The organism is Ruegeria sp. AH7 (assembly GCF_056541325.1).
On sequence record NZ_JBQFYF010000002.1, the window covers coordinates 111123 to 129835 of the forward strand.

General features: G+C 59.2%; 15 protein-coding genes. 11 read left to right on the forward strand and 4 right to left on the reverse strand.

Translation table 11 applies throughout. The features are described from left to right. Nucleotides 1-34: 34 nt before the first annotated feature. Nucleotides 35-865, reverse strand: a complete 831-nt coding sequence (locus ACR0JX_RS05020; RefSeq protein ID WP_480541956.1) for a bifunctional allantoicase/(S)-ureidoglycine aminohydrolase — start codon at nucleotides 863-865, stop codon at nucleotides 35-37. Nucleotides 866-1040: 175 nt separating this feature from the next. Between ACR0JX_RS05020 and ACR0JX_RS05025 the strand changes: the two genes are divergently transcribed. Next, the gene (locus ACR0JX_RS05025) at nucleotides 1041-1397 is read left to right on the forward strand and encodes a hypothetical protein (RefSeq protein WP_480541958.1); all 357 of its coding nucleotides are present in this window, start codon (nucleotides 1041-1043) and stop codon (nucleotides 1395-1397) included. Between the two features lie 5 nt (nucleotides 1398-1402). Here ACR0JX_RS05025 and ACR0JX_RS05030 read toward each other — a convergent pair whose 3' ends face one another. After that, nucleotides 1403-2338 (reverse strand): 2-hydroxyacid dehydrogenase, encoded by a 936-nt coding sequence (locus ACR0JX_RS05030; protein ID WP_480541960.1) that lies wholly within the window; start codon nucleotides 2336-2338, stop codon nucleotides 1403-1405. A 124-nt stretch (nucleotides 2339-2462) separates the two neighbouring features. Between ACR0JX_RS05030 and ACR0JX_RS05035 the strand changes: the two genes are divergently transcribed. The 4 genes from ACR0JX_RS05035 (at nucleotide 2463) to ACR0JX_RS05050 (ending at nucleotide 6177) form a co-directional block, all read left to right on the forward strand. Next, the gene (locus ACR0JX_RS05035; RefSeq protein ID WP_480541962.1) at nucleotides 2463-3698 is read left to right on the forward strand and encodes an acyl-CoA dehydrogenase family protein; all 1236 of its coding nucleotides are present in this window, start codon (nucleotides 2463-2465) and stop codon (nucleotides 3696-3698) included. Between the two features lie 6 nt (nucleotides 3699-3704). Beyond that, a complete protein-coding gene (locus ACR0JX_RS05040) occupies nucleotides 3705-4511 on the forward strand; it encodes a thioesterase family protein (protein ID WP_480541964.1) in 807 nt (268 codons plus the stop codon). Between the two features lie 74 nt (nucleotides 4512-4585). Then, a complete protein-coding gene (locus ACR0JX_RS05045; protein WP_480541966.1) occupies nucleotides 4586-5233 on the forward strand; it encodes a DUF1007 family protein in 648 nt (215 codons plus the stop codon). Then, nucleotides 5218-6177 (forward strand): nickel/cobalt transporter, encoded by a 960-nt coding sequence (locus ACR0JX_RS05050; protein WP_480541968.1) that lies wholly within the window; start codon nucleotides 5218-5220, stop codon nucleotides 6175-6177. The genes ACR0JX_RS05045 and ACR0JX_RS05050 overlap by 16 nt, the downstream gene beginning before the upstream one ends. On the opposite strand, the gene truA is transcribed toward ACR0JX_RS05050, so the two are convergent. Beyond that, the gene (gene truA, locus ACR0JX_RS05055; RefSeq protein ID WP_480541970.1) at nucleotides 6174-6938 is read right to left on the reverse strand and encodes a tRNA pseudouridine(38-40) synthase TruA; all 765 of its coding nucleotides are present in this window, start codon (nucleotides 6936-6938) and stop codon (nucleotides 6174-6176) included. The genes ACR0JX_RS05050 and truA overlap by 4 nt on opposite strands. 107 nt (nucleotides 6939-7045) lie before the next feature. Here truA and ACR0JX_RS05060 point away from each other — a divergent pair, with 107 nt between their 5' ends. From ACR0JX_RS05060 to ileS, 6 genes are all read left to right on the forward strand, one after another. After that, entirely contained in the window at nucleotides 7046-8461 is a 1416-nt protein-coding gene (locus tag ACR0JX_RS05060) for a YcjX family GTP-binding protein (protein WP_480541972.1), read from the forward strand. Next, a complete protein-coding gene (locus tag ACR0JX_RS05065; protein WP_480542972.1) occupies nucleotides 8461-8913 on the forward strand; it encodes an N-acetyltransferase family protein in 453 nt (150 codons plus the stop codon). Before ACR0JX_RS05060 ends, ACR0JX_RS05065 begins: the two co-directional genes overlap by 1 nt. Then, nucleotides 8906-9895, forward strand: coding sequence for a YcjF family protein (locus ACR0JX_RS05070; RefSeq protein WP_480541974.1), 990 nt, complete (start codon nucleotides 8906-8908; stop codon nucleotides 9893-9895). Before ACR0JX_RS05065 ends, ACR0JX_RS05070 begins: the two co-directional genes overlap by 8 nt. Before the next feature lie 59 nt (nucleotides 9896-9954). Then, the gene (locus tag ACR0JX_RS05075) at nucleotides 9955-10665 is read left to right on the forward strand and encodes a VIT1/CCC1 transporter family protein (RefSeq protein ID WP_480541976.1); all 711 of its coding nucleotides are present in this window, start codon (nucleotides 9955-9957) and stop codon (nucleotides 10663-10665) included. A gap of 80 nt (nucleotides 10666-10745) precedes the next feature. After that, nucleotides 10746-13436 carry a DUF2339 domain-containing protein gene (locus ACR0JX_RS05080; protein ID WP_480541978.1) on the forward strand — a complete coding sequence of 897 codons (2691 nt, stop codon included), beginning with the start codon at nucleotides 10746-10748 and terminating at the stop codon, nucleotides 13434-13436. Nucleotides 13437-13600: 164 nt separating this feature from the next. Continuing rightward, on the forward strand, nucleotides 13601-16561 hold the full coding sequence (gene ileS / locus ACR0JX_RS05085; protein WP_480541980.1) for an isoleucine--tRNA ligase: 2961 nt from the start codon (nucleotides 13601-13603) through the stop codon (nucleotides 16559-16561). A 40-nt stretch (nucleotides 16562-16601) separates the two neighbouring features. Here the strand turns inward: ileS and ACR0JX_RS05090 are convergent, their stop codons facing one another. Further along, the gene (locus ACR0JX_RS05090; protein WP_480541982.1) at nucleotides 16602-18596 is read right to left on the reverse strand and encodes a hypothetical protein; all 1995 of its coding nucleotides are present in this window, start codon (nucleotides 18594-18596) and stop codon (nucleotides 16602-16604) included. Nucleotides 18597-18713 lie beyond the last annotated feature (117 nt).

Below are 18713 nucleotides of genomic sequence, written 5' to 3' on the forward strand. Positions count from 1 at the left end.
ACCCCTGCCGGGATAAAATGCGATTAAACCCGCTTTAGCGCGCCACGGAGAGCGGCATATGCCGGTTTACGTCTTTGTACAGCAGATAGCGGAATCGCCCCGGCCCACCCGCGTAACAAGCCTGAGGGCAGAAGGCGCGCAGCCACATGTAGTCGCCTGCCTCGACCTCGACCCAGTCCTGATTGAGGCGATAGACGGCCTTGCCTTCCAGAACGTAAAGCCCGTGCTCCATTACATGGGTTTCGGCAAAAGGGATCACGCCGCCGGGTTCGAAATTGACGATGTTGACATGCATGTCGTGGCGCAGGTCTTGCGAGTCGGCAAAGCGGGTTGTGGACCAGCGACCCTCGGTTCCGGGCATCTCAACCGGCGCAACGTCGCGCTCGTTCGTGATAATCGGATCGGGCGCGGGCAATCCAGGTACGGCCTCATAGGCTTTACGCACCCAATGGAATCGCGCCACGTCGTCAGACCGATTGTGCAAGGTCCAATCCGCACCCGGTGGGATATAGGCATACCCCCCTGTTTCCAAATCATATTCCTGACCATGCAGGGTAATTTGCAGGGAGCCTTCGACGACAAACAGAACCGCCTGAGCCCGAGCATCGGTCTCGGGCTGGTCGCTGCCGCCACCCGGCTGAACCTCCATGATGTATTGCGAGAATGTCTCGGCAAATCCGCTGAGCGGACGCGACAGAACCCACAGGCGCGTACCTTCCCAGAACGGCAGATAGCTGGTGACGATGTCACGCATCGTTCCCTTGGGGATCACCGCATAGGCATCGGTGAACATGGCGCGGTCGGTCAACAACTGATCCTGGCCGGGATGTCCGCCAGTGGGTGCAAAATAGGTCGGTTGGGTCATGGAATGCCTCGGGCTGTCTTTTTGGTACTATGAGGGGAAGATTGAGCAGCCTCTAGCGCTGGGCTGACGATAGGTTTGTTCGTGATAATTTGAAGGTCCGGCCAAGCGGGGGTTGGCCCCGTTTCAGCGCAGGTATATCCTTGAGCGGCATTTATCTCAGTTCAGCGAGGCACTCATGAAAGCCCGGATCATATTCGTTTTGTCAATTCTCAGCACGATGGGGTTCGGCATGACCGCATCGGCTAAACCGCTGTCCCGAATCATTGCCGAGATGGGGCTGTCGCCGTCGGACTTCGAGGTGGCGAGCAAAACCTCGCGCGCCTTGCTGACTGATGGCACGCCGAGTGTCGGCAAAGAGATGGGTTGGGCGAATGGCCAAACCGGATCACAGGGAACAATCCGCATCATTGCGGTCGAAGGCAATTGTGTTCGTTTGGAACACGATATTCAGCCACAAGGCGAGGAAGCCTCGCGCGGGGTTAGAACGCGCCAGTGCAAAGATGCCGGAGGCAATTGGGTGATGGCCCCCTGATCCCGTTAATAGCCGCGTGCGCGGTCGACCTCATTCAACAAGGGCGCGCCTGAGCTAAGTCTTTTGAAATTCTCGGCCACATCCGACAGCGCATCGCCCAGGTGCCAGCCCGATACATGAGGTGTGATCGTGACATGTGGGTGGTGCCACAACGGGCTGCTGGTAGGCAGGGGTTCTTGGCAAGTGACGTCGAGAACCGCATGGCCTGGCGTGCCCCGATCCAGTGCGGTGATCAGCGCGTCTTCGTCGATCAGATCGCCCCGACCTGCGTTCAGCAACTGACTACCAGGCTTCATCGCAGTCAGCATTTGCGCATCGAACAGACCCACCGTTTGCGGGGTCGAGGGTAAAATGGCGCAGACGAAATCGCACCGACCCAGCAATTGGGGCAGGGCATCATCACCATGCAGGCAGGTGACGCCTTCAATCTGTTTGGGTGAGCGGCTCCAACCCAAGACCTGAAACCCGACGGCGCGCAGCATTCGCGCCGTACGATCCCCGATATGGCCCAGACCCAGAACGCCTACGGTCGTATGGGGTGTAAAGGTCGGCTCTTTCGGCAGCCACTCGCCACGCGCCTGTGCGGCCTCGTGAAACGCCATATGGCGCTGGGCACGCAGGATGTAGGCAAGAAACCACTCAGCGATGCCCTGGGCTGGTGCATCGGGTTTCAGACGTGCGACCCGCATATGGTTGGGTAGGTTTGGATTGCCAACGATTGTTTCCACACCGGCCCCAAGCTTTTGCACCAGTTCCAGGTTCGGCAATAGGCGCAGGTGGTCATCTTGCATGCCAACAACAGCGACCATCGTAATCTCATCAGCGTTGCCGATCGCGTCGGGTGTGCGAATATCGGCACCGGGTATCGCGGATCGAATCTCATTGGCGATCTCGGCATCACTGATCCAGTTGGTCAGCCCGGTATCTATCAACAGCGCCATTGTGTTTCCTTCGTTTGAAAATGACGGATGACGTCCCGTCACCCAACTGGACAGAGTCCCGACAGTTAAGCCATCCTCGGGGCACAAGGTACAGCCCGGATTTCACGGGGCAGGAGGGATTCTCATGAATATGTCTTTTGGTCTGCGCGAAGAGAACCGCGCCCTTTTGCAACGTGTCGCCGATATGGTCCGCGATGAGATCATGCCACTGGAAGAGGAATACCAGGCCGAGATCAACAAAGGCGACCGCTGGCAGTACACCGAACGTCAGGCTGAAATCCTTGAAGGGCTGAAGGCTAAGGCCAAGGTGGCCGGGCTGTGGAATTTCTGGCTGACCGACAGCGACAAGGGGTTTGGGCTAACGACCGTTGAGTATGCCTATTTCGCCGAAGAGATGGGTAAAACCCCGCTGGGGGCTGAGGTGTTCAACTGTTCCGCGCCGGATACAGGCAATATGGAGGTTTTCGAACGCTACGGGACCGAGAAGATGAAAGAGCAATGGCTGAAGCCACTGCTCGATGGTCAGATCCGTTCGGCCTATTTGATGACCGAACCGGATGTCGCTTCATCCGATGCGACCAATGTCTCGATGTCCTGCGTGCGGGACGGTGATGACTATGTCCTGAATGGCGAGAAATGGTGGTCATCAGGCGCAGGCGATCCGCGCTGCAAAGTATATATAGTGATGGTCAAGACGGCCGGGGAGGATCAGCCAAAGCATCAGCGCCAGTCGATGATCGTGGTGCCAGCAGATGCAGAGGGGATCGAAATTTTGCGGCCCATGCAAGTGTATGGTCACGACGACGCCCCGCATGGCCATATGCATATCCGGTTTGCCAATGTGCGTGTGCCTGCAGAGAATATTCTTCTTGGCGAAGGCCGGGGATTTGAGATTGCGCAAGGTCGCTTGGGGCCGGGGCGCATTCACCACTGCATGCGCGCCATCGGTCAGGCGGAAAGCGCGCTGGAACAGATGTGCAAACGCTCCATGCAGCGCGAGGCGTTTGGCAAGAAACTGGCGCAGCTGGGGGCCAACTACGACATCATCGCTGAATGCCGGATGGAGATCGAGATGGCCCGCCTGCTGTGTCTCAAAGCGGCTTGGTATATGGATCAGGGCGATGCGCGTGCGGCGGCCCCTTGGATCAGCCAGATCAAGGTTGTTGCTCCGCGTGTGGCACTCAAGGTAATCGATGAGGCTGTACAGATGTTTGGCGGTCAAGGGGTCAGTCAGGATACGCCGCTGGCAACCGCCTGGACCCATGTGCGGACTTTGCGGCTGGCCGATGGGCCGGATGCGGTACACCGTCGTCAGGTCGCACGTGCGGAACTGAAAAAACATACGCAGGAAAGGGTCTGATCCCTGATGGCCGCAGCGCTGGATTTCGAAGGTTTGGCCTATTTTCGTCAGGTCGAAGATGGAGCCTTTGTCGGCAATGATCCGGCCCGTGGGCCTTGGTCCCCTGATCACTGCCATGCCGGGCCGGTCGCGGGACTGATCGTGCGCGCCGCCGAAACCGAGGTCGGCCCCGAGAAGATGTTGACCCGGTTGACGGTCGATCTGCTGCGTCCACTACCCTTGGCCGGGTTGCGTGTGGCGGCAGAGACGACACGCCACACCAAGACGTTGGCAACAACGCGGGTCACGGTTCACGATTTGGATGACACGCTCTGTGCAACTGCCTCGACCATGCATCTGGTGCGGCGTGATCTCGGAGCTGTGCCCAATGTCGATATCACCGGGCCAATTTATGACTCGGCGGTTGATGGCCCATTTCCGATTGGTGAAATTCGTCATGAAAAACCCGGTTTCGCACATTTCAGCGATGTGAAATACCCTGCGTGTACGCAGCATGGGCCCGGCCCGAAAACCGTCTGGATGCGTACGCCTCAATTGCTTGAAGGTGAAGCTCAATCGCCCATTCAATCGATCTGCGCGCTTGCGGATTGTGGTAATGGCATTTCTTGGAATGCGCCGACATCTGAAATGGGATTCATGAACACGGACCTGACTGTGAACATCCATCGAGAGCCTGCGTCGGATTGGTTGGCGTCCGAGTCGCTGTCACATTGGCAGCCGTCGGGTGTTGGCATGTCGCAATCTGTTCTGTTTGATGCCGAAGGCCCAGTTGGAACGGCCTTGCAGACACTCATATTGTTCCCACCAACCTAATCACATCGGCTGGTTTTTGCATGATGCGTGCGAAACGCGTTGCCGCTATGAGGTCGGCACCCTATCTTGCGCGCATGCGTTGTCTGATCCCGTTCCTGACCTGTTGCCTGCCATTACCGGCCTTGGCCCATCCGCATGTCTTCATCGACACCGGATTGGAATTTATCGTGGATGAGACTGGCCATTTAACTCATATCCGCGTGACCTGGGCCTATGACGAATTTTTCTCGCTGCTGCAGCTTGAGGATATGAAGCTGGATCAGGATGGCGATGGTGCGCTGACGAAACGCGAAGAAGCCACACTGACAGGTTTTGATGCGGAATGGATCGAAGGGTATAACGGAGATCTTGTAGTGACTGCCGGCGGTGCTCCGGTTACCTTGTCCGGCCCGCTGGAACCTCACGCCACGGCGGAGAACGGGCGGATTATCACCTCACATTTGCGCGCGGTCGAAGGGGGCGCTGTTTCGGCGGCCGCCCTATCGGCCAAACCGTTTGATGAGACCTACTATACCGCTTACGAGGTGAACCGACCGGTGACCGTTACCGGGCCTGCATCATGTGTGATGGAACGGATCGACCCGGATATTGATGGGCAGTTGGCTCAGATGCAGGCGTTCTTGCTGACCTTGGATGCAGAATACGATCTGGAAGAGAATGATATCCCGTTGGTCGGGGAAAGCTTTGCAACCGAAATCCTGATTTCATGTCCAAATACCTGATTGTACCTGTTGCGCTTGCATGTGGTCTATTGCTGTGGTTCTGGGGCAGCGGTGGATTTGACAGCCTCGCGGCCTGGGCCGCCGGAGAGCAGCGCGAATTCCAGAACCAGATCGCCCGCGCGCTGCGCGCCACCCGGGCCGGAGAGCCCGAGGCCGTCGCAACGCTTCTGACAGTATGCTTTGCCTATGGGTTTTTTCACGCGATTGGACCAGGGCATGGCAAGGTTCTGATCGGCGGATACGGCTTGGGCCGGCGCGTTGCATTCTGGCGCCTGTCAGCCATCAGTGTGCTGTCGAGCCTTGGGCAAGCGGTGACAGCGGTGGTTCTGGTTTACGCTGGGGTCCTTGTTTTTCAGACGTCGCGCGAGGCGCTTGTAGGTACGACCGAACAGGTTATGGCCCCAATCAGCTACGCAGCAATTGCCGCAATCGGGCTTTGGCTTGTTTTCAGGGGCGTTCGCAGTTTTGCAAGGCGATCACGTATTGCGGCCGAGCCAGCGCAGGCTCATGATCACACGCATGGTCATGCCCACGACCATAACCACCACCACGACCACCATCACCACAAGGGTGAGGTCTGCTCGGATTGTGGCCATCGCCACGGCCCCAGCGCGGAGGAGGTTGCCAATGTTGGTAGTGTTCGCGAGGCGATGTTCCTAATCGCAGGCATCGCTGCAAGACCTTGTACCGGAGCGCTGTTTGTCCTGATTCTGACTTGGCAGATGGGTATCGCCTGGGTCGGAATCGCCGGGGCCTTTGCTATGGCACTGGGCACCGCACTGGTCACCACCTTGGTAGGCTGGACGTCTTTTGGATTGCGAGGAGGGTTGCTGGCTTCAGCATCGGCAACGCGCTTTGCATCTGTACTGGCCCCGACCATTGAACTGGTGGCTGGGCTGGTGATTGTCGCGATTGCCAGCGGCCTGCTGTTGCGGGCGATCTAGAAGACTGGATCGGGATACCCAACCCGCGCCAGATACAGCCCCTGCGGCGGGCAAACTGGCCCACAGGCAGCGCGATCTTCAGCCTTCAGCGCGCTAAGCACATCCTCGGGCGACCACGACCTTGCGCCAACACGTTCTAAAGTACCAACAAAGCTGCGCACTTGATTGTGTAGAAAGGATCGCGCGCGGACGTGGAAATGCACCTCGGGGCCCGAGAATCCCTGCACCTGTTCAACCCGCAACTCATCCAGCGTTTTGACCGGGCTGGCTGCTTGGCAGATCGAGGATCGGAACGTGGTGAAGTCATGCCTTCCGATCAGCATATCCGCACCGGCCTGCATGGCTGCGACATCCAGTTGGTGATTGATCTGCCAGACCTGCCCTTTGTCATGTGTCGCAGGCGCGCGGCGCATCAGGATACGAAACAGGTATTGCCGTTCAACCGCCGTGAAGCGCGCATGCCAGTCATCATCGACCCGAGCAGCCTGAACAATCGCCACCGGCTGCGGCTTGAGGTGATAGTTTAACGCCTCGGACAGGCGGAAGGGGTCCCAGTCTTTGACCAGATCGCAATGCGCCACTTGCCCCAGCGCATGCACACCCGCATCGGTGCGCCCCGCTGCGGCAATGGTATGCGCGCCCGGTTGAATGCGGGACAAGGCGTGCTCGATGGCCCCCTGAACTGAGGGCAGCTCTTTCTGGCGCTGCCATCCGGCAAACGGTTCCCCTTGGTATTCAACTTTCAACGCATATCTGGGCATGGGCCGCTGGTAGCGCGCGGCGCGCGAACGGGCAAGGGGGCGAAAGCGCTGGCATGTCCGGCAGCGGCTACCTATCTTGGGCAAAACGATAATTGCGGGGCGACAGTTTGGTCATCTCATCCCTGGCAGACAGTCTTGTGCGCGGCGTCGAAACCATTGGCGACAGCGTGTCCGAGACGTTTTTCGAGCCGGTCATCCGTCTGGGCGTCACCGGTCTGGCGCGCTCCGGCAAGACGGTTTTCATCACGTCGCTGGTGGCAAACCTGCTGGACCGGGGCCGCATGAGCGGCCTTGTCGCGCAGCAAGAGGGGCGGATCAACGCGGCCTACCTGCAACCGCAGCCAGACGACACGGTCCCGCGGTTCGACTACGAATCCCATCTTTCCGACCTCGCAGGCCCGCAGCCGCACTGGCCCGAAAGCACCCGCGCCGTGTCCGAGCTGCGCCTGTCGTTCAAGGCGCGACCGGCCGGATTGCTGGCAGGGCTTCAGGGACCGCGCACCGTACATCTGGACATCGTTGACTATCCCGGCGAGTGGCTTTTGGACCTCGCGCTGCTAGACAAATCCTACGCCGGCTGGTCAAAGGAGACGCTGTCGCGCATCGAAAACCGCCCCGAGGCGGTCGAGTTTCTGGCGCAGGCCCGTGGCACCGATCTGACGGCAACGCATGACGAGCCTACCGCGCAGGCTCTGGCCGCTGCGTTCACGACCTATCTGAATAAGGCGCGGGACGCTGGTTTCTACGATTGCACGCCGGGTCGTTTTCTCTTGCCTGGCGATCTGGCAGGCTCTCCGGTTCTAACCTTTGCGCCTTTGCCGGTGTCCGATCCCTCGCGCCGTCGCACCCTGCACCGCGAGATGGAGCGGCGCTACGAGGCTTATAAGTCCCAAGTGGTGAAGCCGTTTTTCCGCGATCATTTCTCACGCATCGACCGTCAGGTTGTGCTGGTCGATGCGTTGGGCGCAATCCACAAAGGCCCGCAAGCGGTCGAGGATATGCGCCGCGCCATGGGCGATATCCTCTCGGCCTTCCGTCCGGGGCGCAACGCGTGGCTCAGCCAGTTGTTGCTGGGCAAACGGGTTGAACGCATTCTGTTTGCGGCCACCAAGGCCGACCATCTGCACCACACGCAACACCCGCGCCTGACCGCGATCATGGAGGCACTGACCCGTGAGGCGCGGGACCGGGCGAGCTTCGCTGGTGCTGAAACGGCGGCCCTGTCGCTGGCCTCGTTGCGTGCCACGACTGAAGAGATGCGCAGCCATAACGGAACTGAGCTTCCCTGCGTCCGGGGCACCTTGCTGGACAGCGGCAAAAAAGCCGCGTTCTACCCCGGAGAGCTTCCGGATGATCCATCCCATCTGCTTGGCCCTGCCCGGAACGGAGCCGAGACGTGGCTTGGCGACGACTATGGTTTCATGGCCTTCGCTCCGGCCCAGTTGACGCTGCGCCCGGGCGACGGACCGCCGCATATCCGGCTGGATCGGGCCGCACAATTCCTGATTGGAGACCGGCTGTGATGGTCACTTTGCGCCCCGCCCGCAGCACCGATGCCGGTGCGACCGGGGAAATCCTGCACGGGTTTTCATGTGAGAATGACTGGATGCCGGAATTGCACAGTAGCGCCGAAACCATCGCCTTTTGTGGCCGTATGATTGATCAAGGCTGGGTTACAGTCGCTGAGGTCTCGGACACAGTGGTTGGATTTCTGGCCCTGAACGGATCGGATGTGCATTCACTGTATTTGGCGCCTGCAGTGCGCGGGCAAGGGATCGGCAAGCGGTTGCTCGATCATGCGAAGGCGCAGCACCCGCACCTTTCCTTGTTTGCCTTTCATGCAAACACTGGCGCGTGCAGGTTCTATGAACGCAACGGCTTTGCCGAGGTCGCCCGAAGCGACGGGGCGGACAACGATGAAAACCTGCCTGACATCAAATATGTCTGGCGCAGTGAAGGGGCAGAGAATGGCTAAAGGCCCTGTTCTGATCGATCTCGAAACAGACGAACCCACCGCTGACGTGGCCAAAGCCCCTCCGGTGCCCGATCTGGTGCCGCCGCAAGGGCAGGCCATGCAAAGCGCGGCGCGATTTGCCGCCCGCAAACCCTCGGCCTTGGCGCGATGGTTCTGGGGGCTGGCGCTGGCGGTTGTTGGTGCTGCAATCTCGGTTGCCGCTTGGGATTTCGCCACTTCACTGATGGCCCGTGCCCCTGTTCTGGGGTGGATTGTCACCGGGTTGATCGCGGCGCTGGTTTTCGTCGTACTGATCATCGCTATCCGGGAACTGGCAGCGATTGGTCGCTTGGCCCGCGTCGATGGTTTGCGCCGCGCTGCCGATGAGGCGCTGGCCGACGCCGATTTAGCCAAAGCCCGCGCTGTCACGACCCGCCTGATTGCCTTTTACAAGGGTCGTGATGAAACCCAATGGGGTCGCGACCGATTGTCTGAGCGGATGCCCGAGCACTTGGATGCGTCCGGCCTGTTGGCTTTGGCTGAAGATGAATTGCTGGCCCCTTTGGACGCCGCAGCCAGCCGCGAGGTTGAGGCCGCAGCTCGTCAGGTGGCGACGGTGACAGCCTTGGTGCCCCTGGCCCTGGCGGATGTGGCGACGGCGCTTGCAGCCTCATTGCGGATGATCCGGCGGATTGCCGAGATATATGGGGGACGAGCTGGATTTCTGGGCAGTTGGCGTCTGACCCGTGCGGTGTTTGTGCATCTGGTCGCAACTGGTGCGGTTGCGGTGGGTGATGACCTTTTGGAACCGGTGCTCGGTGGCTCGGTCCTCAGCAAACTGTCCCGCCGGTTTGGCGAGGGGTTGGTGAACGGCGCGCTTAGCGCCCGGGTTGGCGTTGCCGCGATGGAGGTGTGCAGACCCTTGCCCTTCTCGGAACGTCACAAACCGTCGACCAGGGCCGTGATCAAGCGCGCCCTGAAGGGGCTGTTTTCCAAGGGTTGATCTGACGCAAAGCGCATCTGACAGCCCTTCGTCACACTGAACGGGAGGGAGGGCCAGCCATGACAGATCACGGTCACAGCCAGCAGGAGATCGCACAGCGGATCAACGCACCACCGGGCCGCGGCGTTCTGCGCGATGTGGTTTATGGGGGTATCGACGGTTCGGTAACCACATTTGCCATCGTTGCAGGTGTCGCTGGGGCTGGGCTGTCATCGTTTGTCATCGTGGCGCTTGGGCTGGCGAATGTTCTGGCCGATGGGTTCTCTATGGCGGCAGGGAATTACTCGGGCACCAAGGCTGAACTGGACAACATTGAACGCATCCGTGCGATCGAGGAACGCCACATCGCGCTCTATCCCCAAGGGGAACAGGACGAAGTGCGTGAAATTCTGGCGCAGAAAGGTCTGTCAGGGCCAGTGCTGGACGATGCAACAGCTGCCATCACCTCGAACCACGAAAGCTGGATCAATCTTATGATCGAGGGTGAATACGGACTGGGCAGCGTCGACCCGCATCCCATCAAGGCAGCGCTGGCTACGTTTTTTGCTTTTCTGGTAGCTGGGTTGATCCCGTTGTTGCCCTTTTTAATCGCACTGGAGAATGCCTTTGCAATCTCGGCATGGATGACGATGGGTGTGTTCTTTGCCATTGGTGCGTTAAAAAGCCGATGGTCGTTGGTGCGTTGGTGGAAATCCGGGTTTGAGACGCTGCTGATCGGCGGCGCAGCGGCAGCGATTGCCTATCTGGTGGGCTCGCTGTTTCATCCCTGACCGTTGTGGCCGGAATTCCTGACTGTTGCTCTGGGGCTCAGGCGGTGTAGCTTGCGCCGATAACAGCTACGGAGCTTCAATTGGAATCGCTGCTTGTTCTTCTTGGCCTGATTGTTTTAGCGATACCTGTCACGATCATTGTGCTGTTGGTTGGGCAAACACGATTGCGTCGCAGGGTCGAGCAGTTGGAAAAGCAGCTTCAGTCCGTGTCACCAACACCGAAAGAGGCTCTGCCGCCAGAACCTGAGATTGAGTCAGAGGAACCTGCACCTGCCGCAGAGCCCGCTCAATCGCCCTGGCCCGCTGCCAAGATCGAACCTGAGACAAGCGAAGTAGAGGACACGCAAGGCGCTGTTGTCTTTCGGCAGGATCGGTTTGCCGCGCTTTGGGGCTGGTTGCGTGAAAACTGGTTCTATGCCGTCTCAGCCCTGTCCTTGGCGCTGGCCGGGATTTTTTTGGTTCAATACGGGGTTGAGAACGGTCTGCTACCACCATCAGCACGTGTTGCCGCCGCATTTGCCTTTGGCGCGGCCCTGATCGCCGCGGGTGAGCTTGTCCGTCGCAAGTTTGGCGATGATGAAGACGCCAGCACCGCCTATCTGCCATCGGTCTTCTCTGGTGCAGGGCTGGTGACTTTATTCGGAGGTGTTCTGGCTGCCCGGCAGCTGTACGACCTGATCTCACCCGAAGCCGCACTGGCCGGCATGGTGTTAATCGCGCTTCTGGGATTGGTTCTTGGCTGGTTTCATGGTCCCTTGCTGGCCGCCGTTGGCTTGCTGGGCGGTTTTTCAGCGCCGTTTATGGTCGGCGGATCTTCGGATGATCCAACTTGGCTGTATGGGTATTTCTTCATTCTGACCCTTCTGGGGCTGGGTATCGATACTGTGCGCCGCTGGGCATGGATCACGGTTTTGACCCTGTTCGCGGCCTATGCGTCCAGCTTGCTGCTGGTATTGTCTGCGCCGTTGACGGAACCCGGATATCTGACCTGTGCTACTGCGCTGGCGGTGCTGGCGATTGCGGTCCCCGCACGGCGCCTTTGGCCTGATCACTCCGGCCCGATGGTGGCCGAACTGATACGACGCAAAAAAGGGGAGCCCTGGCCTGAGTTTCCGACGCGTGTGGCCTTTGCTGCAGTCGCGGTCAGTTCGGCAATCCTGTCACTGCACTGGGCGGATTCGTCTGGGGAATTCTGGCTGGGCATCATCCTACTAACAGGGCTGCTGCTGGGCCTGATCCTGTGGGCCAAAGATGCGCCTGCTTTGCAAGACGTGACCGTGTTTCCTGCGATTGGTTTGATCGCTTATGTGTTGATGCACGGGCTGGACGGAGGGATTGTGGCGCAGACCTTCGCGGCCACCTATGCCGAAACCATTGAAGCAGACGCCCCGATGGTGGCCACTGGTTTGATGGCGCTCGCCGCGTTGATTTCCATCCTTGCCGCCCGGCGCTCCTTTGGCGCTGGGCGATATGCCGCTTTCTGGGCCGGGGCAGCGGTGCTGTTTGCCCCAGCAATGGCCATAGCATTGGAAATAGGCTGGAAACCCGCCACCGTGATCGGCCCATACCCTTGGGCATTGCACGCTATCGTTTTGTGTGCGTTGATGGTTGGGCTGGCAGAACGGTTCGCGCGGGTTGATGCGGATAACCGATTGCGGCCAGCATTGGCCACATTATCCGCGCTGTCCTGCCTGGCCTTTGCCTGTGTCATTGTCCTCAGCTCGGCCGCTTTGACCATCGCGTTGGTCGCAACGATTGTTGTGGCGGCCACGCTGGATCGCCGATTCACCCTGCCGCAGATGAGCTGGTTCATTTGGGCCGGAGTGTTCACGGTAACCGTGCGATTGGTGTTGAACCCCGGTTTGCGTTGGGCAGATACCGCGCCATTGTTGGAGATGACATTGGTCTATGGCGCTGCAACGGCTGGTTTCGTCGCGGGCTGGATTCTGATCAAACCGCTGGACCGCCCGATTGCCAAGATGCTGCTGGAAAGCGCCGCTTGGGCGACCGGGGGTATCCTGCTGTCACTGCTTTTGCTGCGCTGGCTGGAGACCTTTGGCGAAGGCGGCGCGCAGAACAGCCATTGGGGGCTAGGTCTGCTGTCGGTCATCTGGTTGCTGCTGGCTTTTGCGCAGGTGCAACGGTTCGAACTGGGCGGCAAACTGACCTATCTGCGTTATGCGCTGGCGGTGTTTTTTGCCGGGCATGGCCTGATGCGCTTGTTCGAAGCGTTGGAGATCAGCAACCCGCTGCTGAACCCTTTCGCCGAACCGGTTCTCGGCCCGCCCGTGCTGAATACGCTGGCCGTTGCCTATCTGTTGCCTGCGCTGGCGATTGGGTTCTCGGCATGGCGAATTCCTGCGATGCCGCTCTGGTTGCAACGCTCCTGCTATGGCCTGAGCATCGCGTTGGCCGCTGTTTGGCTAGGCCTGATGATCCGCCATGTTTGGCAAGGGGCTGATGGCATGTTTGAGGGCAACGGGGTCACCCAGCCAGAGCTATATACCTATACCATGGCCTTATTGTTGATAGGCGCTGCGCTGTTCTACCAATCTCTGGCGCGTCGGTCCGACTTGATGCGCAAGGCGGGGTTGGCAGTGATCGGGCTGGCTGTGGCCAAGGTTTTCCTGATCGACATCGCGGGCCTGGGGGGGCTGATCCGGGTGTTCTCACTGCTCGCACTGGGCCTGGCGTTGTCCGGTCTGGCATGGCTCAACCGCTGGGCAAAACTGCGCCACGGGATGCAAGGGCAGGACCCTCTGGACCATTAGGCGTAGGCGTCCTATAAGCGCGGCCATGTTTGACCGTTTGGCCATCATTATTCGAATTATATCCCCGGCGCTCTGATATCGCGAGACGCCGGGCAAAGGTGCTTGAGCTATCGCACTGACCGCTTCGATCTACACACGACCAGACCATCCTGAGGACGCCCCAAATGTGCGCCGACACGACCCAAACACCTGACTACAAAGACACGTTGAACCTGCCCAAAACTGACTTCCCAATGCGCGCTGGCCTGCCCAAGCGCGAGCCTGCATGGTTGGAACGCTGGGAGAAGATCGGCGTCTATGACCGCCTGCGCGAGAAACAGGGCCGCAAGCCCTTTACCCTGCATGATGGCCCGCCTTATGCAAACGGCCATTTGCATATCGGCCACGCGCTGAACAAGACCATCAAGGACATGATCGTACGGTCCCATCAGATGATGGGCTTTGACTCGCGCTATGTGCCCGGCTGGGACTGCCACGGCCTGCCGATCGAATGGAAGATCGAAGAGCAGTATCGCAAGAAGGGCAAGAACAAGGATGAGGTGAACATCGTCGACTTCCGGCAGGAATGCCGCAAGTTTGCCGAGGGCTGGATCGACATCCAGCGTGAAGAGTTCAAGCGCCTTGGCATCACCGGCAACTGGCCCGATCCCTATATCACCATGGACTACCACGCCGAGGCGGTGATCGCCGAGGAGTTCATGAAATTCCTGATGAACGGCACGCTCTATCAGGGGTCCAAGCCCGTGATGTGGTCGCCGGTTGAGAAAACCGCGCTGGCCGAGGCCGAGGTTGAGTATCACGACAAGGAAAGCTTCACCATCTGGGTGAAATTCAAGGTCTTGATCAATGAAACCACGCCTGCGGTCACCGGCGAAGTGGGGCGGGTGCAACCACTTAGCGATCTTGACGGATCTTACGTTGTAATCTGGACGACGACGCCGTGGACCATGCCGTCTAACAAAGCCGTGGTTTATGGATCGGACATCTCGTACGGCCTCTATGAAGTCACCGGTGCGCCTGATGAGTGCTGGGCCGCAGTTGGTGACAAATTCCTGCTAGCCGACAATCTTGCAGCCGATGTGCTGGGCCGCGCGCGTCTGAACGACGACCAGTGGACCCGTGTCCGCGACGTGACCAGCGATGAGCTGACGGGCGTGCAACTGACCCACCCGCTGGCCGGGGCCGAGGGCGGCAATGGGGAATGGGACGACATCCGCGACTTCCGCGCCGCTGAGTTCGTGACCGATACCGAAGGCACCGGCTTTGTCCATTGTGCGCCGTCGCACGGGATGGAAGAATTCGAACTCTATCGCGATCTGGGCATGCTCGAGCAGGTCATCACCTACAACGTGATGGACGACGGCTCGTTCCGCGCTGATCTGCCGTTCTTTGGTGGCAAATACATCCTGTCCCGCAAGGGCGGCGAAGGTGACGCGAACAAAGCTGTCATCGACAAGCTGGCCGAGGTCGGCGGGTTGCTGGCGCGTGGCAAGATCAAGCACAGCTATCCGCATTCGTGGCGCTCGAAGGCTCCGATCATCTATCGCAACACGCCGCAGTGGTTTGCGTCCGTGGACCGCAAGCTGGATGACGGCATGGGCGAGATGGGGGATACCATCCGCGAACGCGCCCTGCGTTCGATCGACGAACTAGTGAAATGGACGCCGCAAACCGGTCGTAACCGTCTGTATTCCATGATCGAGACGCGCCCGGACTGGGTTCTGTCGCGCCAGCGCGCCTGGGGTGTACCGCTGACCTGCTTCACCAAGAAGGGCGCGCTGCCCACCGATGCGGATTATCTTCTGCGCAACGCAGACCTCAACGCGCGTATCAAGGCCGCGTTCGAGAAAGATGGGGCGGATATCTGGTACACCAACGGGTTCAAAGAGAAGATCCTCGACGGCATCGCCAACCCGGACGACTACGATCAGGTGTTTGACGTGTTGGACGTGTGGTTTGACTCAGGGTCCACCCACGCCTTCGTTCTGCGTGACCGAGAGGACGGCACCGAAGACGGTATCGCCGACGTCTATATGGAAGGCACCGACCAGCATCGTGGTTGGTTCCATTCGTCCATGCTGCAAGCCTGCGGCACCAAGGGACGCGCGCCTTACCGCAATGTGATCACGCATGGCATGACGCTGGACGAAAAGGGCATGAAAATGTCGAAGTCCATTGGCAATACCATCGTGCCGGAGGAAGTGATCAAACAGTACGGCGCGGATATCCTGCGCCTGTGGGTGGCTCAGACCGACTACACAACCGATCAGCGGATCGGGCCGGAAATCCTGAAGGGCACCGCTGACAGCTACCGCCGTTTGCGCAACACGATGCGGTTCATGCTGGGTTCGCTGGCCGACTTCACCGAAGCCGACCGGGTCGATCCGCAGGACATGCCGCGTCTGGAACGCTGGGTGCTCAGCCGACTGGCGGAACTGGATGAACAGGTACGCATGGGCTATGCATCCTTCGACTTCCAGGGCGTGTTCAGCGCGGTGTTTACCTTTGCCACGGTCGATCTGTCGTCCTTCTATTTCGACGTCCGTAAGGATGCGCTCTACTGCGACGGTGATACCCTGCGCCGCCGCTCGGCCCGTACGGTTCTGGACATCCTGTTCCACCGCCTGACCACATGGCTGGCCCCTGTTCTGGTGTTCACCATGGAAGAGGTCTGGTTGGAGCGGTTCCCCGGCGACGACAGCTCGGTCCATCTGGTGGATTTCCCGGAAACGCCAGCCGACTGGCGCCATGAAGAGCTGGAAGCCAACATGGCCAAAGTTCGTCGCGTCCGCCGCGCCGTGACTGCCGCGTTGGAGGTGCAACGTCAGGACAAAGTAATCGGCTCAAGCCTTGAGGCCGCGCCGGTCGTGCATGTGGAAGACAGCGAAACCCGTGACTTGCTGGCAACCTTTGATGTTGACGACATGTGCATCACCTCGGGGTTGACCGTCACCGGAGACCCATCCCCGGCCGAGGCTTTCCGGGTGCCCGAGATCGAAGGTGTCTCGGTGGTTTTTGAAAAAGCCGAAGGAATAAAATGCCAACGCTGCTGGAAAATCCTGCCAGACGTTGGGCTGCATGCCCATCCCGGCGTTTGCGGCCGCTGCAACGAGGCACTTGGATAAATCCTCTTGCCCCCTCTGGACACAGAGGGGGCACGCCTATTCAATGTCTTTTGGGATTGAACAGGTGGAACCCGATCTTATCTCCGGTCAGTTTTGTCCAGACCTTATAGTCGGTGAAGTATCCCGTATGCCCGCCGGGTGGAACGTCGATATTCCTGTCATTGGGAATGAGGTTTCCGTCAATCCGGGTGCCGACGAAATCATCCTGGCGGAAGATATTGAACCATGTCGCCCCCAGCTTTTGTGGGTCGACAGTGAACATTTCAGGGAAATAGCGCTGATAGATATGCGTCACCGGCGCACCCATCGTGATCAGAGTGACAGGGCGGCCTTTGATGCGCTTTTGCACCCGTTCATCCGCCAGCATCTGCGTAGCGATCACGGTGCCCTGAGAATGTGAGATCACCGTGATGTGGTCGGCCGGGAAGATATCCAGCGCATAGTAGAGCGTTCTGTAGAACCGCTCATCAATGGCGTGGCGGTCCGGGTAGTTGCTGCGTCGATCCTCCAACTTCCACCGCAACGCGCATTTGTCACGGATCGCGTAAGTCACGATATCGCGGGCCACGCCCAGACCCGCGGCGACGACGTTCGAGAAACGATAAAGGGTGGCGGTGGCGCCCAGCACGATCACACCAATCCAGCCTTGCGCTACGGTGAGCTTGCTCAGGCCGTTGCCGATGGCATTGCAGGCTTTACTATCTTTGCCTGCTTGCGCCGCCCCTTCGGCGTTCGTCGTAGTGGTGCAATGGAGGTCGTAGTCAAAGATCACGAGGGACAACTCACTAACCGCAACCACGGCCAGGCTTATGGCCGCAATGAAGAACACCGCCTGTGCCAACTGGTTCAGAATGGCCCGGCTTAGAAAATGATGCTTCTCGTGGAGCCCGTTCTTGCCCAGCTTGCGCCCGATAAATAGGCCAATCCCCAGCGCGACCAAAAGGGCAATAGCGCCAAATGCGATGCTGAGCGTGTCGAGAGAGTTTCTCAGGTTACCGGCGAACAGCCCCTCAAGCGTCGGATTTGAAAGACTGGGCACCGTTTCGAGCAATTTTTCAAATGCAAGCCAAAGCCCGGATATGAAAAACATCCAGAAAACCAGCATCCCGGCGCAGATGCTGGGATAGAGCCGCCGATGTCCGTCCAGGCCATCCGGGACCTCAAGCTTCAGCAGGGACATCAGATACAGGATGACCGTCAACAGGATCAGCAGCGCCCAGATGCCGCCCAGGATCATTAGTTGAAAGACGACAAGTTGCTCCAGCGCAGAGCCGCATCCCGGCCCCTTGCCGTATTCGTCGCACGGCAACGCCCAAAGCTCGAGGCCATAAGGCCCCGATATCAGAGTGGCCGTCAGTATAAGGCCGACCCATCCGATGCCGCACCAGAACACGCGTCGCAGGTAGGTCGGGGCGGTCTTGAACCGTAGATACCCGGCCAGCGTTCCGCCCAAATAGATCAGGAGCAACAGCGTGAACAACACACCCCAGCCTTGGGCCAGCTCTGTTTTCAGCGATCGGATCATCACCGCGCCAGCGCCGATCAGCAGATATGAATTCAATGTCGCAACCGCGCCGAAGAAAACCCAAGTGAACAGGTGAACGATTTTGGCCGCATAGGTGTTCCGGCCATGCTCTTCACCCGGGTTTACTCCTTTGCGCCTATGGGTTTGTTCCACATTGTCCATCGCCAGGTAGCCCAGTGCCAGAACCACCCAGATCAGGTCGATTGCCGTTTTGATGGCTCCCTTGGGGGCAGGCGAGCGATCTGCCCAGAACACCTCGGCAAACAAGGCCTGATCCCTTGTGTCATTGGGTTTGGACACTTTGCGCAGATTGACCTTGAACAGCTTGGCATTGCGGTGTGAGTCATCGAAATTTCTTTCGGCCAACTCGATCATCTCACGCTCGACTTCGATGGGGGGTTGGGATTTCCCGTCCAACCATGTGGTCGCCGCACCAACCACCTGATCCACGGTTTCACCGGGTTTTTGTTCGCCGATGCCATGGACTGTCAGGACCAAATGCCGTCCCATACCAATAACTCCAATTCCTTTAACAATGGGGCAAGCTTAGCACGAAATCGCCAAAACCCCAAAGCAGGCGCTAACGGACGCTCTTGCGCTGGTTGCCTTGATCTGAAAGCCTTGATC